This window comes from Sphingobium psychrophilum (genome assembly GCF_012927105.1).
In the GTDB taxonomy this organism is placed as follows: domain Bacteria; phylum Pseudomonadota; class Alphaproteobacteria; order Sphingomonadales; family Sphingomonadaceae; genus Sphingobium; species Sphingobium psychrophilum.
The window spans coordinates 1-23,634 of sequence record NZ_JABBFV010000013.1 but is presented as its reverse complement, the minus strand read 5'-3'; the positions used below and the strand labels follow the sequence as shown (position 1 = coordinate 23,634).

Sequence of the window (23,634 nt, the reverse complement as noted above, 5' to 3'; positions counted from 1 at the left end):
CAGTTTCCATAAGTGTCCACCGACGTCCAGGTACATTGAGGAGATATATTTTGGTTGTCCAGTCTGGAATATCGGGCTTGGTTGTTATCCCCGAGCCTCGCACTGGAATCACCACTTCAGTCGGATCTCACAGCTTTGGCTTGCGGTTTTGCAGTTATCGCATTGGTGCGTAAGAGGGCCTTCGTCATGCCATGTTTTGCCGACTACGGAATGTGAGGTTTGCAGTTCAGATTCTGGGATAGCTGCTAGTTTGCAAGGTCGCCTGTCGACTAGACCCGGCCGTTCCCGGTGGCTGAGCGAATGGCGGCTCCGGACAGGAGCCGCCATTCGCGCTGCAGGAGGCTTTCACGCGATCGGCTCAGCCATTCGCCACCATAGCATTCACGATCTCTCTTACTTTGCCATCCCGTTCAGCGAAGCGGAACGGCGTTACCTCGTCGACGATGATCTCGTCCGCCGATGGCTGGGCGACGAGTAGCGCCAATACGTCGTCGGCGAATTTCTCGAGCGGCACGCTGTAGGGCGATTCCTTCAGGCCCTCCATCAGATCGGTCGCCACCTGCGGCGGGATGATCTCGATGACCTGAAGGTCATCTCGCAGCAGAGCGCGCAATGACACCGTATAGGAGTGTAGCGCCGCCTTGCTCGCCGAATAAGTCGGCGCGGCCGGATACGGTACGAAGCCAGTGCCGGAGGAGACAACGACGATGGCCGCGGCGGGGCGGCTCTTCAAATGATCCACGAGCGCGTCGATCATGCGTACGGGGCCAAGAAAATTGGTTTCGACCATCTTTTCCGCGCGCGAAAGATTACGGGCAGTCGTCGGATCTTCCGCGCCCGAAATCCCGGCGCAATTGACCAGAATGTTGAGGTCTGGATGCTCGGCGATCAACCGTCGCGTCACTCTCGTGATCGCGTCGGAGTCATCGACGTTCAGTTCGTAAAACATCATACCCGGTCGCCCTTCGACCGTTTCCTCAAGCGCGTCGCGCCGACGGCCTGCGACGATCACCTTATTACCCCAATCGTGCCAGCGATGCGCCAGTGCCCGGCCGATGCCGGAACTCCCGCCGGTGATAAAAATAGTGTTTCCTGCGCGGTTCATGTCGCCTCCATTCGTATGAACTGCACGTAGGCAATTGCCGCTCACTTCGCGCGCCTGATCCTGTCCAACTTTTGCCTAATCCTGCCCATTCATTGATTCCAAGTGATCGGCATGGGATAGGCGCGCAGATGGATGAGACTATTGCGGACTTGGCTTCTAAGGTTGCAAAAAAGGGCCAGGAAGGCCTGACGCAGACCGCCATGCCGAATGTTGGGTTGTACAAAGTCAGCCGGTGCATCGAACTTCTGCCGGAAACCTATCGGCCGGTTGTCAGCCTGATACTCCAGGGCGAAAAACGGTTGTTAATCGGCGATGAGGTTCTGACCTATCGCGCCGGCGACACCTTCACCGCGGCCCTTGAACTTCCGGTTTTGGGCAAAATCACGCAGGCGAGTGCGGATCGACCCTATCTAGCGATTAGTCTGGCCATAGATCCTGGGATAGTCTCCGATCTGGTTCTGAATATGCCCGATCCCACTGGCGAAGCCTATCGAAAGGGGTTCGCAGTCAATCCTGCGGGGCGCGACCTGCTCGATGCCTGGAGCCGGATGCTACGGCTGATCGACCGGCCCGCTGAGATGCGGATTATGGCTCCGCTGCTGGAACGAGAGATTGTATATCGCTTGCTGCTCGGGCCGCAGGGCGTCGTTCTGAAGCAGGTCGCTGCGGCCGGTTCGACGATATCGCAGATTCGAAATGCGCTGGCTTTGATCGGGGAAAACTACGCGAGCCCGTTCAAAGTAGAGGATCTCGCGCGGGCGGTTGGTATGAGCCCTTCGGCCTTTCACCGGCGGTTCAAGGCTGCCACAGGCATGGCTCCGCTTCAGTATCAAAAAACCCTTCGGCTATACGAGGCGCGGCGATTGCTTCTGACCGAACCGTTGAGCGCGACGTCTGCCGCCTTTTCGGTCGGTTATCAAAGCGGGTCTCAGTTTAGTCGGGAATATAGGCGAATGTTCGGCACGCCGCCCATGCGAGAAGTTCGGACGGGTCGAATGGATTGGCAGGATAGCGTTAGCTGAAGGCTTGAGCATTGTCGCAGACCTATCGTTCTCATCGGCCGCCCCAACCTATTCTGACACCTACGAGCGAGGCCGCTCAATGCTCGAGCCATCCATCTGTGTAATGCACCAACCCGCTGACGCCATCGAGCGCGTGCGGCGTCAGCGAGAGAATCATGCAGTTCTCGGCAGGCACTTCGAACGGCAGCGTGATCGGATAACGGCTCAGTGGTTCGTAGCCGAACTGCGGGTAATAGGATGGGATCCCAACGAGCAGGACGCTCACAAAGCCGAGATCGGCCGCTCGCCGATGGGCTTCGCCTACGAGCCGCTTACCTACGCCGCAGGACTGATGCCCGGGGACGACCGATAAGGGAGCGAGCGCCAGCGTCGCCACCGATGAGCGCGTGTCGCGTATTTCTGCTTGTGTAAGCAGAATGTGGCCGACCATCTCGTTATCGATTTCCGCCAGAAGCGATAGCCGTGGATCATAGTCCTCCAACTTGCGCAGGCGTTCGATCATCAGATGCTCGCGATGGTCGCTATACGCGACATTGGCGTAAGCGCGACGCACGGCGTTTGTGATCGCCGGACCGTCATCTGGTCTCTCCGATCGGATTGAAATTTCTCGGTTCATGTTGCCTCGATGCGTCCGATGTCTCGCCGGAGCGATCGTCAGGTCCGGGATACCTGGTAAGCCATGCGCGCTAGGAGCGAGCGCGGCAACAGACGACTGACGAAGGCGCCCAGTGTGTTGATGCGTCCGGCTATCACGCTTGACCGATGGGCGAACATCGCATCGAGTCCGATTGCCGCGACCTTGCCTGTCGATAGAACCGAGCGTCGCATCGAGGCCTTCATCGTGAAACCCGCAACGTCGTGAAACTCCGTTTCCATCAAGCCGGGCGACATGACCGTCACGCCCACGTTCGGACCCAGCTCGACGTTCAGGGCTACGCCTAACGAGAGCACATAGGATTTAGCGGCACTATAGGCGGCGGCGAGTGGAGATGGCGTATAGGCACCGACGCTTGCCACAAGAAGGATGAGACCTCTCCCACGCTGCGCCATCGATCGTCCAAACGCCTGCGTCAGCTCTGTCAACGCCATGATGTTCAGCTGGAGCATTGCCCGCAAGCGCTCCGGGTCTTGGTCAAGGAACGGACCGCTGATAGCGAAGGCTGCATTATTGACCAGAATGTCGACGGCGATCCCGTCGACGTCGAGCATCTGCTTCAATCTTGCGGTGGCGTTTGGTTTGCCCAAATCCAGCGATTGCACGATTACCTTGATCCGGTGCTCCCGTTGGAGCTTGTCGGCGAGTTCGCGCATGGGGCTTTCGCGCCGAGCGATCAGAATTAGATCGTACCCCCGCCGCGCCAACGCCGTCGCGAATGATACGCCCAGTCCGCTGGATGCCCCGGTTATAATCGCCCAGCCAACAGAGGTATCGTGACCTTGGTTCGGCATAAAATTTGACCCTTCTCATTGGGTTAAAACACCTGAGTGCTCACTCATTATGCGAGCAGAGCGCGATCACGGTTTGTGAACCGCAATGGCACCCCAAAGGGTTTCCCAACCCAAGTCCTTACATTCGCCGATCGTGCTCTCGTCGCGCGCGAACGTTTCGAGAACAAGACTGGCAATGCTTTGGATGACCCCCCAGAGGAATAGTACTGGTTGGATACGGAGCGTCCCAGACGCAAAGCCTGCCTCGACCAGGCTTTGGAGTTCGCGCGACATGGCTTGGCTCGCATTCAGCGCCGCATCGGAAATCTTGTGCGACACCTCGAGCTGTCGCAGCGCCTCATGTTTTTTAGGGAAATTCGTTCCCCAATCTATATAACGGTCCCATAGATGACGAAATTGCGTCTGCGTATGTGCCCTCGGCAAATCTTCGATTAGGAAGCTAATTAGGTCTGACTTCAGCTCTACGTACAACGCATTCAGCAGATCGTCCTTGGTTGGGAAATATCGAAAGAGCGTGCCCTCCGCGACGCCAGCGGCCGTCGCGATGCTCAGGGTAGAGGCGGCTATGCCCGAGGATGCGACGGCGGCGGCTGTAGAATCGAGCAGCGAATCGCGCTTCTCATCGCTCAGGGGGCGAGCCATCAAAGAATCTTGAGTGAGTGCATACGCATTTATTAGTTTACTTCCCAAGGAAGTCAACGGTCAGGTTGGCGGGAACGGGCAGACATGGGCTTCGCCTTGAATGACAGTTTCTCGACGAAGCCGCCTTTAGGCCGGCATGAAGGACCGGAATGTCCCAGCTGCCGCCTACCGATGTCGACCCTTCTGAGACATTCATGACCGAATTTCTCGATCCCGATTCCAGTCAGTCCGCTTCTTCACATTGGCACGGGTTGGAGGTGCTGCCGCGCTACATTCTTCACAGCGTCGGTCATGACCTGAAGGGCTTGTGCATGGAGACGGGATACGGTCCAGAATAGGGGCACATCCATTGTGTCTCCCGGCACCAATTCGACCAGAGTACCCGCATTGATATGTGGTTTTGCCAATGTCTTCGGTTGAAGCCCCCATGCAAGCCCGGCGCATGCGAGATCGAGAAATCCCTGCGTCGATGGAATCCAGTGCGTTGGTGCGTTCAGGTCCGCCTCGAAAGTAGCCTTGGCCCACCTTCCCTGTAGCTGGTCTTTTCTGTTGAAGCGCATGACGGGCGCTGTGTTCAGACTGTGCCTGTCGACCCCGGTCGGGAAGTATCGGTTGACGAAATCAGGGCTGGCGCAAGCCACATAGCTCAGTGGCCCGAGCGCAATCGTCCTGCATCCTGCGACGGGTTCCGGGTCGGATGTGACAACAGCCAGCACTTCGCCGGTCCGCAGCCGATCTGCCGTGTGGCCTTCATCCTCCAACGTCAATTCGACGAGCATGCCTGTCGTTCGGGCAAAGTCAGCGACTGCGTGTGGGAACCATGTCGCAAGGCTGTCGGCATTGACCGCAATGCTCAGAGACGGACGAGAGCCTCCACTGGCGGAAATCACCGTCAGGTCTGCTTCAAGCAGCCGCACCTTGTCGAAATGCGCGCATAACTCGCGGCCTTGCTCTGTCGCGATGCAAGGTTGGCCGCGAATGACGAGGGCGACCCCCAGCCGTTCTTCAAATCCTCTGACCCGCTGCGAAACCGCCGAGGGCGTGATCTTGAGCAGAGCGGCGGCTTTTTCGAAGCTGCCTTCGCGCACAACGGCGGAGATGGCCGCAAGGGAGGGGTAATCTAGCATGATGAAGTATTGCTTCATCAGGATTAGAATAACAAGTTATGCTAAATCATGAACGTGCTGAATATGGAGAGAATGACCGACATATTCGCTCCCTTTCTCTCTGGCTTCCTGCTGTCCGCCGCATTGATCATGGCGATCGGTGCCCAGAATCTCTTTGTGCTCCGACAGGGACTCAAGCGCGGGCATGTCGGGCCGGTCGTCCTGTTCTGCGGCAGCGCAGACGCTTTGCTGATAGCGGCGGGCGTTGTAGGCGTCGGCGCCTTCCTTACAGCTGTCCCGCAATTGACGCTCTTTTTAACGATCGGCGGCGCAGCCTTTCTGGGCTGGTACGGCGTCAAGGCATTACGACGCATGGCCGCACCCGAGGCTATGGCAGTAGCCTCAAACGGCAGCATCAGCCTTGGCGGGGCGATTGCTGCGACGGCTGGCTTCACCTTTCTCAATCCGCATGTCTATCTCGATACGGTCTTGCTGATGGGCGCGGCGGGGTCGGCTCAGCCCGCTGCCTTGCGACCGATCTTTGTCGCAGGGGCCGTTTCAGCCAGTTTCACATGGTTCGCTGCGCTGGGCTACGGTGCCCGTCTGCTTGTACCGCTGTTCGCCCGTCCCATGGCCTGGCGCGTGCTGGATGCCATCGTCGGGATCACCATGCTTTCCCTTGCGGCATCGTTGCTGATGCGCAGCTTCGCCTGACGGGTCGCGCCATGTATCGGCCTCCCGCTTCCCGCGAAGATCGCATCGAAATCCTCCATCAAGCGATCGTCGCCTATCCGCTCGCTATGCTCGTGACATCGGGAGCCTGCGGCATAAGCGCCAACCTCGTTCCTTTCACGCTGCAGTCCGACGCTGGCGAAAGAGGGATACTACATGCACATCTGGCGAAGGCAAATTCGCAGCTTGCGGACCTTCGCGCGGGCGCCGAGGCGCTAGTGATCTTTCAGGGACCACAGGCCTATGTTTCGCTGTCCTGGTATCCCACCAAGCGGCTGGATGGCAAAGTCGTTCCTACCTGGAACTATGTCATGGTGCAGGCGAGGGGGCGGCCGATCGTCATCGACGATCCCGACTGGCTCAGGAGGCAGATCGACGCTCTCACCAGGCAGCAGGAGCGATATCAACCCGAGCCATGGTTCGTCGCTGATGCGCCGGCAGCCTATATCGATGGCCAGCTTAAAGGCATCACCGGCATCGAAATCGCGATCGAACGGATCGAGGGCAAGTGGAAGGCAAGCCAAAACCACCCATCCGCCAACAAAGCCGGTGTGGTTGATGGATTGATGGCTCAAAACCCGCTCTCTCCGATGGCTTTGATCATGCACAGCCTTGCCGATAGCAGGGCATGGAAATCCTCACCCTTTCAGGCGAATTACGTCGAACGACCCATGGTGCCAATGCACCTCATCGCTATCCTTTTCCTCTCATTGTCAGGAATGCTGCATGATCCGCTGGCCGCTCATTTCTTCCGCCGTTCTACTCGCTGTGGTGATGGTCGCGCGCGGAGACGCCGTGCCAACAAAGAAGTCGGCCTGGAATGGCGCCGCAGCAGCAGCCTATCTGGACAATCGCCTCACCTGGTGGCGTCAATGGCCCAAGGCTGAGCGGGATCATGGCACACGCTGTGTATCCTGCCACACATCCCTGCCCCATGTCCTTGCCATGCCATCGCTCCGCAGCCAGTCAGGCAAGCAACGGCGAAGCGTCGACGAGATGGCAATGTTTGATGATGTGGTGAAGCGCGTCTATCTCTGGGATGAGGTGGAGCCATTCTACCCCGACCAGACACGCGGCGTCCCCAAGTCGGCGGAATCGCGCGGCGTCGAAGCCGTTCTCAACGCGCTGATACTGGCGACGCGGGATCAGGAACGCGGCCATCTTGGACCCGACACGCAACAGGCCTTCGCCAATATGTGGGGCGTGCAGATGAAAACGGGCGATCAGAAGGGCGGCTTTACCTGGCTCAATTTCCGGCTGGAACCCTTCGAATCTCCGACTGCGACCTATTGGGGAGCTACTTTGGCCGCGCTGGCTGTCGCGCGTGCGCCGGACGGGTACGCCGCCGATCCGGTAATTGCTCCGCAGATTGCAGCGCTGCGTGCCTATCTACGAACCGGCATCGGCGGCTCGCTGTATTCCCGCGCCCTCATCCTGTGGGCTGACAGCCAGCTTGGCGGCGTATTAGCACCAGATCAACGGGACAAGATCGTATCGGAACTTGTCGCATCCCAGCAAGCAGACGGCGGATGGAATTTACCAAGCCTGTCGACCTGGCAGAGGATCGACGGCTCCGCCCTGCCGCAGGAGAGCGATGGATATGCTACCGCCATTGTTGCGGTCATTCTGCGTGAAGCAGGAGGCGTGACCAGCGCGGCCGCGCTCATGAAGGCGCAGACTTGGCTGGCTGCTCATCAGGACAAGGACGGCTCCGTCACGGCAAAGTCGATCAACAAAGATCGCAAGCCTGGGACGGGCGCCTATCTTTTCATGACAGACGAGGCGACCGGCATGGCTGCGCTTGCCATGCGCCGTTAGAGATCGGCAGGCATAGGTCGACCCTTTCCGGGCACCCGGCGGCCAATTTAAGCTCCCCAGGTGCGGACTGTCAGTTATCTCGGGCGCTGCCGATCAAGTTAGGTTGCTCCGATGTGGTGCGAGGAATGTAAGCTTGCACCAGAGCCGGCTATTCTCCAGTTTGCAGTTAGACGGCAGGACGGAGCGCTCTTTCCCGACATCCTCGCCTGCTAACAGGGCACAAAAAATCCGTCGTTCATCAGGTTTTGAGTGGCTTGCCAGCGTCATAGTCACACGGACCGCCGCTTTCCGTGGTTTTGACGCTCTGACTGTCGATCACTCCCGCCGATGGCGAGGCCTCGCGGCCAGCCATCTCGCGCGACGCCATAAGCAGAATGTGGTTCATCGTCAGCCACAGGCCGTTGTCGCGCCAGAGGTAAAACCAGCGCCGCACCGTCGAGACCGGCGGAAAGCATGGGGGCAACATCCCCCATGGCAAGCAGCCATGCAGCAGGTATAACATCGCTTCGACAATGCGCCGCATCGGCCAATTGCGGGGGCGTCCCACATGCGATGCCGGTGGCAACAGCGGTTCGAGCACCGACCACGGCATCCGTCACATTGCTTGGCAAAATCAGCCCGCGTCGCGCATGAAGCTCGCGAGTGGAATCGGTCCACATCGTTGATCCTTGGTAGTTTCGCAAAACCCCTGAATCAACGACAGGCATAGCCGTCAAGCTAACCTGCTCATACCAATCACCTTAATTTCAGATCAGACACTAAGGCACCCGATGACGACGGGTCGGATCCATGGTCGACACCGAGCAGCGCAGCTTGCGGGTCTGGGGCAACACCCTGGTCAATGCATCTGACGCCAAATGTCGACCATCCGTGCAACTTTGTCCCGACACCAAGTCGAAGTCCGTGAGCGGGAGGCGTGTGCGAACCGCAACCCATCGGTGCGGAATAGCCCCGCTGCTGGACAACAGTCTGAGATACTTCAGAGATACTGATGCGCGCGGTATCCTTTCTGCATTTTTGGCAGTCCTACCCTATCACGGGAAATTATAGGGCTGTTCGTTTTATCATGGAACCGTCACCTGTCGCTGGCCATGCGAATTGGCTATGAAATGTGACGGCACAGTTAAAAAGATAAATATAAGTATATTTCCATAAATGAGTATTATAATTATCGAGGCTGCATATCATGTCTTCTAATGAAATTTCTGTCAGGCAAGAATTGGCGGCAATATTTCGGCTTCTTGCTCATTACAGAATGACCGACCTGATCCACACGCATGCTTCCGCACGTCAATCCGACCACACGCTTCTTATAAACCGTTACGATCTTATGTTTGAGGAAATCACTGCATCTAGCCTCGTTGAGATCGATGAGTCCGGTGCCCTGATGCCGGGCTATGAAGATGCGGAGGTCAACAACGCCGGTTGCAACATCCATAGCGCGATCCACGAAGCCTTTCCGGAGATCGGTTTCGTCGTTCATACCCACACGCGCGCGGGTGCCGCCGTATCAGCGCAAGCCAATGGTCTGCTGCCCATTAGCCAGCAAGCGCTGATGTTCGGTGGCGCGATCGGTTACCATGATTTTGAAGGTTTCGTGCTGAGCAAGGAAGAGCGTGTTTCGCTGGCACGCGACCTTGCGGGCAACAAGGCATTGATCCTGCGTAACCACGGCCTGATCGTGGTCGGTGCCAACGCCTATGAAACCTATAACCGCCTGTGGAACCTGGAACGCGCCTGCGAAATCCAGATCGCGGCGATGTCTGGCGGGGCCGAACTCGTCCTGCCTGCCAAGGAAGTACAGGAATTGATGGGGCAACAGGCGCAATCAGAACGCCAGCTGCAGATTGAGAAAATGGCATGGAATGCCAGCCTTCGACTGATCGAAGGCCAGGGAGCCGACTACCGGACATAAGGTCCGGTCGGGAACCATAAAAACAAAATTGAGGTCGTGGAAGGGTCAGCGTCGTGCGACGCTTGGCGTGCCCTGTCCGTGATCTCGTCAACAAGAATAAAAATGCAACCAAAAGATAAAATCAGCAGCAGGAACGAGGCGACATTTTTCTAGGGGTGATCGATGATTTACGGCAATAAAATCAAGCTGGGACTGAAGTGCGGCGTCTCATTTTCTACGGCGATAGCTGCTTTGTGCATTCCGCATCTGGCATTGGCTCAGCAGAGATCGGCGGCCGATGAGGCGCAGCCGCCAGCCGAAATCGTCGTCACCGGCTCGTTTCTGCGTTCGCGCAACAATGACGCCAATCCTGTTCAAACGGTGACGGCCGAAGCCATTTCAAAGACATCGGCGACCAATATCGGCGACTATCTTCAGCGCCTGCCTTCGATCGGCTCGACCGCATCCAACAACACCCGCGCCAATAGCGGCGCCGGCCTGAACTGCGCCGACATCCGTAACCTTGGTCAGGCGCGCGTTCTGGTTCTGGTCGATGGCAAGCGTCAGGTCCAGACGATGGCGCCCGGCCTAATGTGCGTCGACCTCAATCAGATTCCGGTCGGACAGATTGCGTCGGTTGAAATCCTAAAGGACGGCGGCTCAGAACTATACGGTGCCGACGCCGTATCCGGCGTCATCAACCTGAAGCTGCGTCACGATATTGACGATGGCAACCTGACCTTCCGCAGCGGCGTGACATCGCGTGGCGACAATGGCACGCTGATGGTGTCGGGTTACAAGGGCTTCAACTTCGACGAAGGCCGCGGCAACATCACCGTCTTCGGCCAGTATCGCGCGCAGGAAGGCATTTATCAGCGTGATCGCGCCTTCTCGCGCCTCGCGTCCAGCAACAATCCGGCACCGGGCGGCAGCTATGTCTTTGGTTCGGGCCTGACCGACCGCACTCGCGTCGACACGTCTGGGCTGAACCTCATCAGCAATAATGACGGCACCTTCTCGCGCTACACTACCGCCGACAATTACAACTTTGGCAAGGATCAGATGATCACCGGTCGGACGCGCGACCTGTCCCTGTCGTTCGATGCTCATTACGACCTGTCGGATGCCGCGACCTTCTACGCCAGCGGCTCCTATGCCCATCGCGAGTTCCACAATAATTCGGGCGGCGTCGGCGTTCAGGGCAGCGGCGTCACCACGTCGACCCTCCCCAGCACATTGATCCTGCCGGCCAACAATCCCTATAACATCTGGGGCCGCAACGTTAACTTGTACAAACGGTTCGCCGATCTGGGCGATCACCCGCTCGACAACACCATCAACAGCCTGCAGGGGATGGCCGGTTTCAAGGGCAATATCCTTGGCGACTGGAATTATGATGCGTCGGCCACTTATGCAACCAGCAAGTCGAAGCTCGTCACCGGCAACAATGTCAACTATCGCCACCTGTTACAGCAACTGGGCGTGCGTCAGCTCGATCCGAGCAGCTCGTCCAGCGCTGTGGTGTATGACCCAACCGTCTGCACTAGCCAGGCCGGTTGCGTACTGGTCAATCCATTCCTGCCCTGGAGCGGCGCTGCCGCCGACTATATCGCGATCGATACGACCGACCGCTCCAAATATGAGATGGTCGACCTCAACCTGCGGGTGAACAATGATCGCCTCTTTTCCATGCCTTATGCGGGCGGTGGCGATGTAGGCATCGCGTTCGGCGTCGAACATCGCTGGGAACATGGCCGCTATACCCCGGATAGCCGAGTGGTAAACGGCGATGTCGCCGGCATCAGCACGGCCGCCACGTCCGGCGGCTTCTCCGTAACCGAAGCCTATGGCGAAGTGCGCGTACCTTTCCTTGAAAATGTTACCTTCGCCCGCGACCTTTCAGTCGACCTTCAGGGCCGCTGGTCGCACTACAGCACGTCGGGTAGTAACGAAAACTGGAAAGTCGGCGCGAACTGGGCACCTGTCCGCGACATCCGCTTCCGCGGCACCTATGGCACCTCCTACCGCCAGCCCAGCATCTTTGAGCTATATGGCGGCAGCACCCTGTCGTTGGTGTCGGCGATCGATCCCTGCGCACAGGCGGCGACCTATGGCGCTTCAGCGGCAACCGTTGCGGCGACCTGCGCCAACAATGGTGTCAATACAGCCACCTTTACTTCGGCCTATTCGGGTCAGTTGCCTACCCTATCGGGTGGCAACAGCGATCTGCGCCCCGAAAGCGGCCGTACCTTCACGCTCGGCACGGTCCTGACCCCGCACTGGATTCCGAACCTCAGCTTCTCGGTTGAATATTGGAACTACAAGATCAGCAACACGATCGGCACGCTGCCAACACAATATATTCTGGACCAGTGCTATACGGGCGCGAATACCAGCTCCTGCAGCTATGTGTCACCGCGTAGCTCTTCGGGGCAGTTGACCCAGATTGCGGCCCGTTACCAGAATTTGGGCACCGTAAAGGCGCGGGGCATCGACTTCGATCTGAAATATTCGATCGACCTGACCAGCAGCGACCGCATAACCTTGGACAACACGCTTCAGTGGCAGATGGCCTATCGGCAGCAGAACCGCCCCAATGGACCGTGGCTCGATTACACGGGCGACGTCCTCTACTCGTCGGGCTTTGGCTATCCTGATGTGAAGGATTACGCGACCGTTACTTGGACTCATAATAATTTCGGCATCACCTATATGCTGAATTACACGTCCAGCCTGAATTACAATAACGGCACCCGCGAACTGACGGCGGCCACCAACCAATATTATAAGACCGGCTCGGTGGTGTCGCACGATATTCAGGTGGAACTGAACCTTGATCGCATTAAGTTTCAGGCCGGGGTTACCAACCTGTTCGACCGCCAGCCGCCTTACATTCCTACCGGTGTCTTCAATACAGCCGGCGGTCTGTACGGCGCACAGATGGTTGGCCGTTATATGTGGATCCAGGCCGGCGTGAACTTCTGATCTGGACGACACGGATGTCGGCGGCGCGCCATGCCGCCGACACCATCTACATCCTCATGTTTATCCAGGGCCAGAACCATGCAGATTGCCATTGACGATCGGGTTGTTCAGACCGAGCTTGATGAAGCTTCCTATGACCGTAAGGGGGCACGCCGCGCATTGTTCGCCGCGATGTCGGGCTATGCGCTCGACGGTTTCGATCTACTCATCCTCGGTTTCATGATGGTGCCGCTTGCGGCGGATCTTCAATTGTCGCAGACCCAAGCTGGCGGTCTTGTCACATGGACATTGGTGGGCGGGGCCATCGGCGGGTCAGTGTTCGGCATTCTTGCCGATTATTTCGGTCGTGCCCGCATCCTGAGCATTTCCATCCTCATCTTCTCAGGTTTCACCTTCCTGTGCGCATTCGCGACCAGCTATACCGACCTGTTCATCTACCGCATCCTCGCTGGCATCGGCCTGGGTTGCGAGTTCGGGGTCGGTGTCACGCTCGCAACGGAAGCCTTCCCCAAGGCGATGCGCAAGCGCATATCGGCCTATGTCGGCATGAGCTGGCAGTTGGGCGTACTGGGCGCGGCGCTGCTGACCCCGCTGCTGCTGCCCTACGTGGGCTGGCGCGGCATGTTCCTGATCGGCGGCCTGCCTGCTCTCGCCTCCTATTTCATCCGTCGCGGCGTCAAGGAATCCGATGATTTCGAGGCTGTAAGAAAGGCCGGCATGCCGGAGTTTCCGTTACGCACCCTGTTCGCCGACCGAGCGACCTTGATCCGCAGCATCGCGGTGCTGGTCATGGCGACCATCCAGAATTTCGGCTATTACGGCCTGATCATCTGGCTACCGTCGTACCTTATGTCGAAACATGGCATGTCTGCACCCGCATCGGGCCTGTGGACCGCAGCGTCGGTGATGGGGATGATCCTAGGCGTCTTCATGTTCGGCCGCCTGTCGGAAAAGCTGGGCCTCAAGCGCACCTTCATCGTCTATCAGTTGCTCGCCTGCGTGATGGTGATGCTCTATGCGTTCACGGAGACTTCGGCGATGCTGCTGATCGTCGGGTTCCTGGCCGGCATCTTCGTTAACGGCATGATGGGCGGCTATGGTGTGCTGATCACATCGCTCTACCCCACCCATGCCCGTTCCACCGCGCAGAATGTGCTGTGGAGCGTAGGGCGCGCGCTGGGGGGACTTGGCCCTGTCGTCATCGGTGCCATCGTCGCCCATGGCTCGTTCCAGATAGCGCTGGCGCTTTTGTCTCTGACCTACCTCATCGACATGGCTGTCACCGCCTGGATGCTGCCGTCTGCCTCCACCTTCGATGTGGAGGAAGCAACGGCCGCATGATCCATCATCAGGACCAGCGGGCCTTCAGGTCGCACAACAACGTCGAAAAGGCGTGAGAACACTTATGAAGAAGCTCCACATCATCAATCCCAACTCGTCGCAGCCGGTGACGGACACCATCCGCGCAACCGCGGTCGGCCTGTTGCCTGATCTTGCTGATCGGATGGTGTTCGCGACGCTGGCGGATGCACCCGCCGGCATCGTCAATCAGGGACATAGCGACCGCGCCGCCGTGCTGCTGGCCGATCATGTCCGTCATGCGGATGCCTATGCTGGCGCTTTTCTGATCGCCTGTTTTAGCGATCCGGGCCTATATGCTGCGCGGGAGATCACCTCCAGCCCGGTCATCGGCATCGGTCAGGCGTCGCTGGCCGCGGCAGCAGCCTTCGGATCGCGCGTCGGCGTGGTCGCCATCAGCCGCCATGCCATCGCCCGCCATTTCCGTCATTATGCCGCCGTTGGTCTGCGGTCGCTAGTGGTCGGCGAACGCGCGATCGATTTGGCTGTCGATCAGTCCGGCAATGACGTCGCCCGCGCACGGGTGATAGAGGTCGCGACTGCCTTGCGCGACCGTGACGGGGCCGAAGTCATCATTCTGGGATGCGCGGGGATGTCCGCCCTGCGCGCTGAGATCGAGTCGTCGGTCGGCCTGCCGGTCGTCGATCCCGTCGCGGCGGGCCTCGCGGTGGCGGCGGAGCGCCTCACCAATGCCGCCCATGTTTGATCCCAGCCGTCAGGCCGGCGAGAAGCTCGGTATATTGGGCGGCATGGGGCCGCTCGCGACCGTCGATTTTCTGCGCAAGATCATCGAACGCACACCAGGACAAGTCGATCAGGATCATATCCCGGTGATGGTGCATAGCGTGCCGCAGATACCCGATCGCTCCACCGCGTTCCTGAATGCGTCCGATGCGCCATGGTCTTATCTGCTTTCGGGCCTTTACACGCTTCAGAGCGCCGGCGCACGGCTGATCGCCATTCCGTGCAACACCGCCCATGTCTGGCATGCGCGCCTTTCGGCCAAGGCCGATGTCGAGGTCGCGCATATTGGCAGAGTGACGACGACGGCTGTCCTGGCAGCAACAGGCATGGGCGCTCGCGTGGGCGTGCTGGCGACCGATGCCACCTTGCGCGCGCGCATCTATCATAATGAACTGGAATGGGCCGGCATGACTGTCGTCGAGCCGCAGCCGGAAATGCAGGAAACCGATGTCATGACCGGCATCCGTCTGGTGAAAGCCGGGCAGATCGCCGCCGCACGCGACCGGCTGACGGCGGCGGCCAGGGGACTGATCGCGCAGGGTGCCGATGCCGTCGTCATGGCCTGCACGGAGATCCCCATCGCGCTGGAGGGGGTCTGCTTCGACGCCGCGGCGATCGATCCGACGGCGGAGCTGGCACAAAGCTGCGTCGACTGGTGGGCCAATCGATATGCGCCGGTTCGGCAGCGTGAATGTGAAGGAGTGTGAATGATGTCGATCAATGATCTGGTGATCCGTGGCGGCCGGGTCGTCAGCGATACGGATGTGTTCGAGGCCGATGTCGCGGTTTCCGATGGGCGCATCGTGGCGGTCGGCCCAAACCTGCCCGCCGGCAAGCGGGAGATTGATGCGAGTGGCCAACTGGTCATGCCCGGCGGCGTCGACACTCACTGCCATGTCGAACAATTGTCGGGCATGGGCCGCATGTCGGCCGACGATTGGTATTCCGCCAGCGTCTCCGCGGCGTTCGGCGGCACGACCACGATCGTTCCCTTCGCCGCGCAACATAAGGGCGCGGATCTGCGCCAGGTGGCCGATGATTATGCCGCTCTGGCTGCGGCCAAATCCGTCATCGATTACAGCTATCACCTGATCGTGACTGGCACCGATAGCAAGACGCTGGAGCAGGATCTGCCCCAGTTGATCAAGGAGGGCATCACCTCCTTCAAAATCTACATGACCTATGAGCAGCTCAAGCTCGACGACTATCAAATATTGGACGTCTTGTCGGTCGCCGCGCGCGAACAGGCGCTGGTCATGGTTCATGCCGAAAATAACGACGTCATCCGCTGGATCAGCGAAAAGCTACTCTCGTCTGGCCATGTCGCGCCGCATTTTCATGGCGTGTCGCACAGCCATCTCGCCGAAAGTGAGGCGACAAACCGCGCCATCGCTCTGTCGCGTGTTCTCGATGTCCCTATCCTGATCGTACATGTGTCGGCGCAGGATGCGCTGACCACCATCGCGGCTGCGCGCCGGCGTGGCGCCCCCATCTATGCGGAAACCTGCCCACATTATCTGACGCTGACCGGCGACAAGATGGAAAAGCCCGATATGGAGGGCGCCAAATATTGCTGTAGCCCGCCGCTGCGCGATGGTCAGGCGCAGGAAGCGCTGTGGTCGGCTCTCTCTGACGGTGTGTTGCAGGTCGTCTCTTCCGACCATGCGCCCTATACTTTCGATGCCAAAGGCAAGCTGCCCCATGGCGACAAGACCACATTTGCAAAGGTCGCCAATGGCGTTCCGGGTATCGAAGCACGCCTGCCGCTGCTCTTTTCCGAAGGTGTGGGCAAGGGGCGACTGAGCCTGCCGGAATTTGTCGCACTAGGTATCACTAACCATGCCCGATTGTACGGCATGTACCCGCGCAAAGGCGTGATAGCCGAAGGATCGGACGCAGACATCGCGATCTGGAATCCTGATGTGGAGGTCGTGCTGTCGACCGACATGCTGCACGATCGGGTCGGCTACACTCCTTATGAGGGGATGGTGGTAAAGGGCTGGCCCCAGACCGTCATCAGCGCGGGCGACATAATCATCGAAAATGGCACGATGTACGCACAGGCTGGTCGCGGCCGCTTCATCGCGCGCGGCACGCCGGGCCCCTGCACCGAAGAGTGCGCCGTGAGCGAACAGGCGCAGTTCCTGCGCACCATCACCAAAATCTGACAACAACAACGCATAACAAGTGTGAGAATGACATGACAAATGACCGCCGACTGGGCCTGGCCGTCGCCCAAATGGGGCCGGTAAATCTAGCCGATACGCGCAAGAGCGTAGTGGCAAGGCTGGTGGAAATGCTGCGCGAAGGGGCTTCACGCGGCGCCGAGCTGGTTGTGTTTCCGGAAACCGCGCTGACCACTTTCTTCCCCCGCTACTGGATGAGCGACGAGGAAGCGACCGAGCGCTTCTTCGAAACCTCGATGCCTAGCGCGGCCACCCAGCCCTTGTTCGATGTTGCGCGGCAACTCAGCGTCGGCTTCTATCTTGGCTATGCCGAAGCAACGCCCGAGGGCCGCCGCTTCAACACCGCCATCCTGGTCGATCGATCGGGTAAGATTGTCGGCAAATATCGCAAGATCCATCTGCCCGGTCATTCTGATCACAAGGTCGAGGCCCCCTTCCAGCATCTGGAAAAGAAATATTTCGAGGTTGGCGACCTCGGCATTCCGGTGTTCGAAGCGTTCAATACGCGCGTGGGCATGTGCCTATGCAATGATCGCCGCTGGCCCGAAACATGGCGCGTCATGGCGTTGCAAAGCGCTGAACTGGGTATTTTGGGTTACAACACCCCGTCATGGAACATCCACTGGAACGAACCGCCGCACCTGCGCATGCACACCCATCTCGTCTCGCTTCAGGCGGCCGCCTATCAGAACGGCATGTGGATCGGCGCTGCCGCCAAATGCGGGTTCGAGGATGGTTTTCATATGATCGGAGGATCAGTGATCGTCGCGCCTTCGGCCGAGATCGTGGCGCAGAGCCTGACCGAGGCAGACGAGGTGATCTTCGCCAACATCAACCTGAGCTGGGGCGAAAATATCCGCAACCATGTCTTCAACTTCGCCAAGCATCGCCGCCCGGAAAATTATCGCCTAATCACCGAGCGCACCGGCGCAGGCGAACCGCTGAAGCCTGCGGCCTGACACAAGACTGACGCCGTCGCTTGTTCGGTGGCGTCGTGATTTTTGCAAGAATTGCGATCCTGGGACTGGTACCCTTACGCCCGGTCCCGGGATTTCACATCTCAGGCTTGGTTCATGTTCCCGAACATGGCGTCAGCTTCCCGTTGTACATCATTGACAAAGGCATCGCCGAGCCGCGTCAGCCCCCGGTTGGCCGCCCATATAGCCGACGCTGACACCTTGATCTCCGGCGCGAATGGCCTGAATACGAGCCCGTCACGTAGTGAAGGGATCGCGGTCATCAGATCGACAACCGCCAGCGACATTCCCTCCTGAACGATCCGGCAAGCGGTCATCGCATAGCGCACTTCGATACTGGCTGAATATTGGACACCCGCACTGGCAAAGGCATCACGAATGGCCTGACCCATCCGCGTATCAGCCAACAGTCCGATCAAGCGCTGATCGTGAATGTCCTGCGGGGTAATGACCGCCTTTTCCGACAACGGGTTGGCGGCCGGCATGATGCACACCATTGCCCCACGATAGATGGTTTTCGACATCATGCCGGGATGATCGGTATAGTTGACGAGAAACCCCAGCTCAGAATGGTTCATCTCGACGCTCTCGATGACCTCCTCGAAATATTGCACTTCGAAATAGGCGCGAACCTGCGGTCGTGGGATTTGAAAGCGTTCCAGCGCGCGCGTCACAACGCTATATGCCAGCGGCGGCGTCGCGGCGATCCGCAACTGCCCCGACCGATTGTTACGGATGTCCTTGACTCGGGTTTCGATTTTCTTGTGTATTTCGAAAATGGGCCGGGAATCCGCAATCAGCATCTTCGCTTCGGCAGTGGGGAAAATCCGGTTATTCTCGCGCAGGAAAAGCTGGAAACCCACCATATCCTCGATACGACGCAGCGCGTTGCTGATCGCGGGCTGCGACATGCCCAGCGCCTTCGCCGCCGCCACCGTGGTATTATAGGTTATGATCGCGTGGAGGATTTCCAACTGCCGCAGGTTCATTTAATTTTCCGTCAGTTGGCAAGCATCAGTATCCGGCCGCTTGTATCGATGGCTTTGCGACTTTCGAAGCCTAAGCAGAAATAGGATTTTCGCACTCTCTTAGAACAATTGCAACTTGCCCCCGCCTCGTTTGTGCGAATGATTGCGGATCACTCCCGTGGTGGTTCTGCATCGCCGTTGACGGGCTTAAGCGCCGATTGCAGCCTATTACCTGATCGAATAGCGCCGAGGCTTTTTATCATAGCGTGCGATCTATCCTTGGATTGGCAGGCTGATAAGGTTTGTGGCCACGGGCAAGGTGGAACCAATTGTCCCGTGGTGAAGATAAGAGGCCCGCATTGCTGCGTCATAAAAGATCATATGAGGTTTGCGGGTTCGATCCTGATTTTCCGGCCGTTTGCCAGTCGCTCTGAAGGTATATCGTGAAGACTTTTCCAGAAATTAACAGACGGGTGCTGCTTCGCCGCGCCTTGCTGCTTGCTGGCGCGATGGCGCTGCCCATGTCGTCCAAGACGGTTCTGGCCGCGACTGCGGAACCGACGGCCTTGAGCGCCCCCATGTTCGCGCTGCTCGGCGCCGTGGCTGATACGATCGTCCCGCAGACCGATACGCCCGGTGCTGTCGATGTCGGCGTTCCCGCGCTGTTCGATGCGCTGATAAAGAATTGGGCATCGCCCGCACGGGCGCTGGCTTTAACCAGTGCGCTGGCGGCGATCGACAAGAGCGCGATGGATGTGGCGGGGCGATCCTTCACCGCCCTGTCTTCTGCCCAGCGTCACGACATTCTCTCGGCTCACGACAGCCGGGCCCTGGCGCCCGCCGCTCCATTGACCGCAATCGATAGCGCGCCGCAGGTCAAATCGCTCGGCGCGCTGATGAATGCGGGGCCGGTTGCCGAACCGGCCTATGCCAAGCTCAAGGAGTTGATCGTCATTCTCTATTATTATTCTGAGCCTGCGCTGACTCAGGAACTCACCTACGAACAGGTGCCCGGCGAATGGGTGCCCTCCATCCCCCTTACACCCACGACCCGCCAGACTGGCGGCGCCGGTCTATTCTGAAGGACGCCGATCCATGTTTGACGCTATCGTAATCGGTTCGGGGATGAGCGGGGGCATCGCCGCCAAGGAATTGTGCGAGCGCGGCCTCAAAACCCTTGTGGTGGAGCGTGGGCGCAAGATCACCCACGGGGAATCTTATACCGACTGGATGCAGCCATGGGACTTGCCCAACGCCAATATGATCCCCGAAGAGGAACTGGCGCGCGACTATCCGGTTCAGGGCCGCTGTTACGCCATCAATGAAGCAACCAAGCAATATTGGGTCAAGGATCATGAGCATCCTTATGAGACGCCGGGCGACAAGCCCTTTTCCTGGATTCGCGGCAATCATCTGGGCGGCCGTTCGGTCATGTGGGGGCGGCAGACCTATCGCCTGTCGGAAATGGATTTCTCCGCCAATGCAAGGGACGGACATGGGTCGGACTGGCCGATCCGCTACGCTGACATCGCGCCATGGTACAGCCATGTCGAACGCTTTATCGGCGTGTCGGGATCGTCGGAGAATCTGCCGCAGTTGCCTGATGGCGAATTCCTGCCACCGTTTGCGCTAAACGATGCCGAACTGGATGTGAAGCGCGAGATCGAAGAGCGCTTTGCCGGACGCAAGGTCATTCCCGGTCGGACGTCCAACCTGTCAAAGGCCGGACCAGCGCAGGAAGCGCTTGGCCGGATGAGCTGCCAGAACCGCTCCTTTTGCGAGAGGGGGTGCAGTTTTGGTGCCTATCATTCCAGCCTCAGCTCGTCGCTCCCGGCCGCTGAACTGACTGGAAACCTGACGATCGTGACCGACGCCATCGTCGATAGCATCGTCCATGATCCCCAAACCGGGCGGGTAACAGGAGTGCGCGTCATCGATTCGGTGACGAAGGAGCAGCGAACCTATGAGGCAAAGACGATCTTCGTCTGTGCATCGGCCATCGCCACCGCGCAGATCCTGCTGAACTCGACATCGGACGCTTTCCCACGGGGCTTGGCCAATTCATCCGACATGGTCGGGCGCAATCTGCTCGACCATCTCTATTCGCTGCGGGTCGCGGGCGTACTGACCGATGGTCCCGACACCACCTATCATGGGCGCCGACCGACGGGTTTCTACATTCCGCGCTTCCGCAACGTGTCGGAACCGGGCGACTTCCTGCGCGGCTATGCTTTTCAGGGATCGGTATTGCGCATGGGGTGGAAGGCGGAGGCGCTCGGTACCCCAGGCATTGGCACCACCCTCAAGGATCGCACGGGCGAACCAGGCCCGTGGGTCATCACCCTTTCGGGCTTTGGCGAAATGCTGCCCAATCCCGACAATCGCGTCACGCTAAGTTCGACCCGCAAAGATCAGTGGGGGATGCCGGTCGTCCATATCGACTGCGCCCATGGGCAGAATGAGAAGAAGATGGTGTCGCATATCATGGCCGATGCCAAGGAGATGGTCGAAGCGGTTGGTGGCCGCATCATGACGACATTTTCCGAACCGGCACCTCCGGGGCTTGGCATTCATGAAATGGGGACAGCCTGCATGGGCAAGGATCCGGCAAAGTCGGTCCTCAACGGTTTCAATCAGGCGCACGACATTCCCAATCTGTTCATCACGGACGGGGCGGCAATGGCGTCGGGCGGCTGTCAGAACCCGTCGCTGACCTATATGGCACTCAGCGCGCGGGCGGCCGACCACGCGACCCAGCTCATGAAGCAAGGCACGATCTGATCGTTGCTATTTTCACCCTCCACATCGCTTCAGCCAGCATCATGAGACATCATTTATGAAGACTCGCAAATTCAGTCTGGCGATGCTCGCCATTGGCGGTGCAATGGCTAGTGCATCTGGCGTGAACGCAAAGACGGCTGATCCGCTGGCGGACTGCCGTCTCGCCTATGCGCCATACTCGTCAAAGACGCCGATCTTTGACCTGCTGCTCAATCTCAGAACCCGTGCGATCCTGAACGAGGCGATTGGGGGCCGGCTAGATCAGGTGCCGGCCCGCCTCACGTCGACGCAGACCCCATCCTTCGCCACTATCATGAACATCGATCAGCTTATGCTGCGGATCGGCGGTGGCGATGTTGCGGCGACGAAGGCGTGGCTGGATAATCGGTTGAAGACGATCCCGGTGACGGATGCCGATGCGCGGGCTCGATGCGCGCGCTATGATCGCGATCCGCCGGTCCTGCCGGCCGAAATCAGCCGTCCGGCCCTGTTGGTGTTCGACAAGATTGACGGGTTCCGCGATGGTCCGTCCGTCGATGCCGCGACCGCCGCCTTGAAAGCGATTGCGCAGCGTAAGAAATGGACGATCATTTTCAGCGATAAAGGCGCGGTGTTCAACCGGCGCGATCTGGCACGCTTCGATGCTGTGGTTTGGAATAATGTTAGCGGCGATGTGCTGACTGTGCCGCAGGAAAAGGCTTTCCAGGCCTATCTGGCAAAGGGTGGCGGTTATGCGGGCATCCATGGGGCGGGCGGTGATCCGACCTACATTTGGGATTGGTACGCAGACAAGCTGCTTGGCGCGCGCTTCATCGGCCATCCGATGACGCCCCAATTTCAGGAAGCGCGGGTCATCATCGATGACAAGTCCAGCGTTATTGCGCGGGGGCTTGGTGACGGCTGGACCATGAAGGAGGAATGGTATTCCTTTGACCGCAGCCCGCGCGCATCCGGTGCCCGCATCATCGCTCGATTGGACGAAAGCAGCTATAATCCCGTGGGCTATCAGGGCACCGACCTCAGAATGGGTGACCATCCCATCGCGTGGAGCCGCTGCATCGGGAATGGACGGGTCTTCTATTCCGCTACTGGCCATCATCTGGAAGCGTACAGCAATGCCAGCAACCTGACCCTGATGGAAAATGGTATGAGCTGGGCTATGGGGCTGGAACCCAGCCTGTGCCGCCACGGCAAAGAACGCCCCCGGCAAACCGCTAGCCGGACGGCGGGCAAATAGCTGCGTTCATGATTGGGCTGTCATTCGCTTTTTCAATCCAAATACTATGATCTGGCGGTTCCAGCATAGCAATCCTGGCGCTGCCTTCATGCAGCTATACGCTTTATGTTGCGAACCGCCCGCATATTCAGGCGGCTGATATCGCGCCCCAGATTGGGAATGTGGCTCTCTTCGCCTGCAAACTGTTTGACAAGGATTATAGGCAGAATCTGCCGGTCCGGACCGGCAATAGCGGTTTGATTGTTGGCACGCCCAGCGAACCTGGCTGCTCGACTTGGCAAATATCGAGAACGCAATGGCCTGAGCCGGACCAGCGCTCGGCCCCTCGGATAAAAATTATCGCAGCGAGCAAGTGCAGCCGATTTTGATCGGATCGCGTTCCCTGGAAGGAACTTTATTAGCCCGTCAACGACTTCTATCTGCGGCAGCCTCGTCTGAAGCTGACCGTCGCAAATGTCCCATTAGTCGCAAATGCAAAACGTGATTTAGACCTCAATGTGTGTTGATTGTCAACGGCGGTCAGATTCCAGGCCATCGGGGCGGAGTAAAAGTAGGCCACTGTGATGCGGGCCTGACGATATGAAGAGGGCCCCGATCGGGGCCCTCTTCATATCGTTGTCGTCATTGAT

General features: G+C 58.8%; 20 protein-coding genes and 1 pseudogene. 14 read left to right on the top strand and 7 right to left on the bottom strand.

What is annotated here, in order from left to right:
• Positions 1 to 358: 358 nt before the first annotated feature.
• The gene (locus HHL08_RS16595; protein ID WP_328804671.1) at positions 359 to 1,150 is read right to left on the bottom strand and encodes an SDR family oxidoreductase; all 792 of its coding nucleotides are present in this window, start codon (positions 1,148 to 1,150) and stop codon (positions 359 to 361) included.
• A gap of 83 nt (positions 1,151 to 1,233) precedes the next feature.
• Here HHL08_RS16595 and HHL08_RS16590 point away from each other — a divergent pair, with 83 nt between their 5' ends.
• Entirely contained in the window at positions 1,234 to 2,127 is an 894-nt protein-coding gene (locus tag HHL08_RS16590) for an AraC family transcriptional regulator (protein WP_169574179.1), read from the top strand.
• Positions 2,128 to 2,203: 76 nt separating this feature from the next.
• Here HHL08_RS16590 and HHL08_RS16585 read toward each other — a convergent pair whose 3' ends face one another.
• From HHL08_RS16585 to HHL08_RS16570, 4 genes are all read right to left on the bottom strand, one after another.
• Positions 2,204 to 2,743, bottom strand: coding sequence for a GNAT family N-acetyltransferase (locus tag HHL08_RS16585; RefSeq protein WP_169574178.1), 540 nt, complete (start codon positions 2,741 to 2,743; stop codon positions 2,204 to 2,206).
• 38 nt (positions 2,744 to 2,781) lie between these two features.
• A complete protein-coding gene (locus HHL08_RS16580; protein ID WP_169574177.1) occupies positions 2,782 to 3,576 on the bottom strand; it encodes an SDR family NAD(P)-dependent oxidoreductase in 795 nt (264 codons plus the stop codon).
• 66 nt (positions 3,577 to 3,642) lie between these two features.
• Positions 3,643 to 4,218 (bottom strand): TetR/AcrR family transcriptional regulator, encoded by a 576-nt coding sequence (locus tag HHL08_RS16575; RefSeq protein WP_169574176.1) that lies wholly within the window; start codon positions 4,216 to 4,218, stop codon positions 3,643 to 3,645.
• Between the two features lie 236 nt (positions 4,219 to 4,454).
• A complete protein-coding gene (locus HHL08_RS16570; RefSeq protein ID WP_235955100.1) occupies positions 4,455 to 5,363 on the bottom strand; it encodes a LysR family transcriptional regulator ArgP in 909 nt (302 codons plus the stop codon).
• Positions 5,364 to 5,417: 54 nt separating this feature from the next.
• Here HHL08_RS16570 and HHL08_RS16565 point away from each other — a divergent pair, with 54 nt between their 5' ends.
• The 3 genes from HHL08_RS16565 (at position 5,418) to HHL08_RS25665 (ending at position 7,874) form a co-directional block, all read left to right on the top strand.
• Positions 5,418 to 6,038: a LysE/ArgO family amino acid transporter gene (locus tag HHL08_RS16565; protein WP_169574175.1), complete on the top strand. Its 621-nt coding sequence runs from the start codon at positions 5,418 to 5,420 to the stop codon at positions 6,036 to 6,038.
• Positions 6,039 to 6,049: 11 nt separating this feature from the next.
• Positions 6,050 to 6,943 carry an FMN-binding negative transcriptional regulator gene (locus HHL08_RS16560; RefSeq protein WP_169574174.1) on the top strand — a complete coding sequence of 298 codons (894 nt, stop codon included), beginning with the start codon at positions 6,050 to 6,052 and terminating at the stop codon, positions 6,941 to 6,943.
• A 109-nt stretch (positions 6,944 to 7,052) separates the two neighbouring features.
• Positions 7,053 to 7,874, top strand: a complete 822-nt coding sequence (locus HHL08_RS25665; RefSeq protein WP_235955099.1) for a prenyltransferase/squalene oxidase repeat-containing protein — start codon at positions 7,053 to 7,055, stop codon at positions 7,872 to 7,874.
• A gap of 244 nt (positions 7,875 to 8,118) precedes the next feature.
• On the opposite strand, the pseudogene HHL08_RS16550 reads toward HHL08_RS25665, so the two are convergent.
• A pseudogene (locus tag HHL08_RS16550) lies at positions 8,119 to 8,533 on the bottom strand (transposase); the annotation flags it as partial.
• A 527-nt stretch (positions 8,534 to 9,060) separates the two neighbouring features.
• Here HHL08_RS16550 and HHL08_RS16545 point away from each other — a divergent pair.
• From HHL08_RS16545 to HHL08_RS16515, 7 genes are all read left to right on the top strand, one after another.
• Positions 9,061 to 9,789: a class II aldolase/adducin family protein gene (locus HHL08_RS16545; protein ID WP_169574173.1), complete on the top strand. Its 729-nt coding sequence runs from the start codon at positions 9,061 to 9,063 to the stop codon at positions 9,787 to 9,789.
• 252 nt (positions 9,790 to 10,041) lie between these two features.
• On the top strand, positions 10,042 to 12,753 hold the full coding sequence (locus HHL08_RS16540) for a TonB-dependent receptor plug domain-containing protein (RefSeq protein ID WP_169574172.1): 2,712 nt from the start codon (positions 10,042 to 10,044) through the stop codon (positions 12,751 to 12,753).
• A 78-nt stretch (positions 12,754 to 12,831) separates the two neighbouring features.
• Positions 12,832 to 14,094 (top strand): MFS transporter, encoded by a 1,263-nt coding sequence (locus tag HHL08_RS16535; protein ID WP_169574171.1) that lies wholly within the window; start codon positions 12,832 to 12,834, stop codon positions 14,092 to 14,094.
• Positions 14,095 to 14,158: 64 nt separating this feature from the next.
• Positions 14,159 to 14,818, top strand: a complete 660-nt coding sequence (locus tag HHL08_RS16530) for an aspartate/glutamate racemase family protein (protein WP_169574170.1) — start codon at positions 14,159 to 14,161, stop codon at positions 14,816 to 14,818.
• Entirely contained in the window at positions 14,811 to 15,563 is a 753-nt protein-coding gene (cuyB, locus tag HHL08_RS16525) for a cysteate racemase (protein ID WP_169574169.1), read from the top strand. The genes HHL08_RS16530 and cuyB overlap by 8 nt, the downstream gene beginning before the upstream one ends.
• Complete coding sequence (hydA, locus tag HHL08_RS16520; protein ID WP_206377930.1) at positions 15,564 to 17,024, top strand: dihydropyrimidinase; 1,461 nt, start codon at positions 15,564 to 15,566, stop codon at positions 17,022 to 17,024.
• A gap of 32 nt (positions 17,025 to 17,056) precedes the next feature.
• Complete coding sequence (locus HHL08_RS16515; RefSeq protein WP_169574168.1) at positions 17,057 to 18,001, top strand: N-carbamoyl-D-amino-acid hydrolase; 945 nt, start codon at positions 17,057 to 17,059, stop codon at positions 17,999 to 18,001.
• Positions 18,002 to 18,102: 101 nt separating this feature from the next.
• Here HHL08_RS16515 and HHL08_RS16510 read toward each other — a convergent pair whose 3' ends face one another.
• On the bottom strand, positions 18,103 to 19,008 hold the full coding sequence (locus HHL08_RS16510) for a LysR family transcriptional regulator (protein ID WP_169574167.1): 906 nt from the start codon (positions 19,006 to 19,008) through the stop codon (positions 18,103 to 18,105).
• Positions 19,009 to 19,430: 422 nt separating this feature from the next.
• On the opposite strand from HHL08_RS16510, the gene HHL08_RS16505 reads away from it, so the two are divergent.
• From HHL08_RS16505 to HHL08_RS16495, 3 genes are read left to right on the top strand one after another with little or no spacing between them, the layout of a single operon-like run.
• Complete coding sequence (locus HHL08_RS16505) at positions 19,431 to 20,069, top strand: gluconate 2-dehydrogenase subunit 3 family protein (RefSeq protein WP_169574166.1); 639 nt, start codon at positions 19,431 to 19,433, stop codon at positions 20,067 to 20,069.
• A 13-nt stretch (positions 20,070 to 20,082) separates the two neighbouring features.
• Positions 20,083 to 21,768, top strand: a complete 1,686-nt coding sequence (locus HHL08_RS16500; protein WP_169574165.1) for a GMC oxidoreductase — start codon at positions 20,083 to 20,085, stop codon at positions 21,766 to 21,768.
• A gap of 55 nt (positions 21,769 to 21,823) precedes the next feature.
• On the top strand, positions 21,824 to 23,005 hold the full coding sequence (locus HHL08_RS16495) for a ThuA domain-containing protein (RefSeq protein ID WP_169574164.1): 1,182 nt from the start codon (positions 21,824 to 21,826) through the stop codon (positions 23,003 to 23,005).
• Positions 23,006 to 23,634: the final 629 nt, after the last annotated feature.

Excerpts from the sequence above, each read along its gene's own strand:
- hydA (WP_206377930.1), top strand. The coding sequence starts at position 15,564 with ATGATGTCGATCAATGATCTGGTGATCCGTGGCGGCCGGGTCGTCAGC.
- HHL08_RS16535 (WP_169574171.1), top strand. The coding sequence starts at position 12,832 with ATGCAGATTGCCATTGACGATCGGGTTGTTCAGACCGAGCTTGATGAA.
- HHL08_RS25665 (WP_235955099.1), top strand. The coding sequence starts at position 7,053 with ATGGCAATGTTTGATGATGTGGTGAAGCGCGTCTATCTCTGGGATGAG.
- HHL08_RS16590 (WP_169574179.1), top strand. The coding sequence starts at position 1,234 with ATGGATGAGACTATTGCGGACTTGGCTTCTAAGGTTGCAAAAAAGGGC.
- HHL08_RS16495 (WP_169574164.1), top strand. The coding sequence starts at position 21,824 with ATGAAGACTCGCAAATTCAGTCTGGCGATGCTCGCCATTGGCGGTGCA.
- HHL08_RS16545 (WP_169574173.1), top strand. The coding sequence starts at position 9,061 with ATGTCTTCTAATGAAATTTCTGTCAGGCAAGAATTGGCGGCAATATTT.
- HHL08_RS16530 (WP_169574170.1), top strand. The coding sequence starts at position 14,159 with ATGAAGAAGCTCCACATCATCAATCCCAACTCGTCGCAGCCGGTGACG.
- HHL08_RS16565 (WP_169574175.1), top strand. The coding sequence starts at position 5,418 with ATGACCGACATATTCGCTCCCTTTCTCTCTGGCTTCCTGCTGTCCGCC.
- HHL08_RS16510 (WP_169574167.1), bottom strand. The coding sequence starts at position 19,008 with ATGAACCTGCGGCAGTTGGAAATCCTCCACGCGATCATAACCTATAAT.
- HHL08_RS16570 (WP_235955100.1), bottom strand. The coding sequence starts at position 5,363 with ATGAAGCAATACTTCATCATGCTAGATTACCCCTCCCTTGCGGCCATC.
- cuyB (WP_169574169.1), top strand. The coding sequence starts at position 14,811 with ATGTTTGATCCCAGCCGTCAGGCCGGCGAGAAGCTCGGTATATTGGGC.
- HHL08_RS16585 (WP_169574178.1), bottom strand. The coding sequence starts at position 2,743 with ATGAACCGAGAAATTTCAATCCGATCGGAGAGACCAGATGACGGTCCG.
- HHL08_RS16575 (WP_169574176.1), bottom strand. The coding sequence starts at position 4,218 with ATGGCTCGCCCCCTGAGCGATGAGAAGCGCGATTCGCTGCTCGATTCT.
- HHL08_RS16500 (WP_169574165.1), top strand. The coding sequence starts at position 20,083 with ATGTTTGACGCTATCGTAATCGGTTCGGGGATGAGCGGGGGCATCGCC.
- HHL08_RS16580 (WP_169574177.1), bottom strand. The coding sequence starts at position 3,576 with ATGCCGAACCAAGGTCACGATACCTCTGTTGGCTGGGCGATTATAACC.
- HHL08_RS16515 (WP_169574168.1), top strand. The coding sequence starts at position 17,057 with ATGACAAATGACCGCCGACTGGGCCTGGCCGTCGCCCAAATGGGGCCG.
- HHL08_RS16560 (WP_169574174.1), top strand. The coding sequence starts at position 6,050 with ATGTATCGGCCTCCCGCTTCCCGCGAAGATCGCATCGAAATCCTCCAT.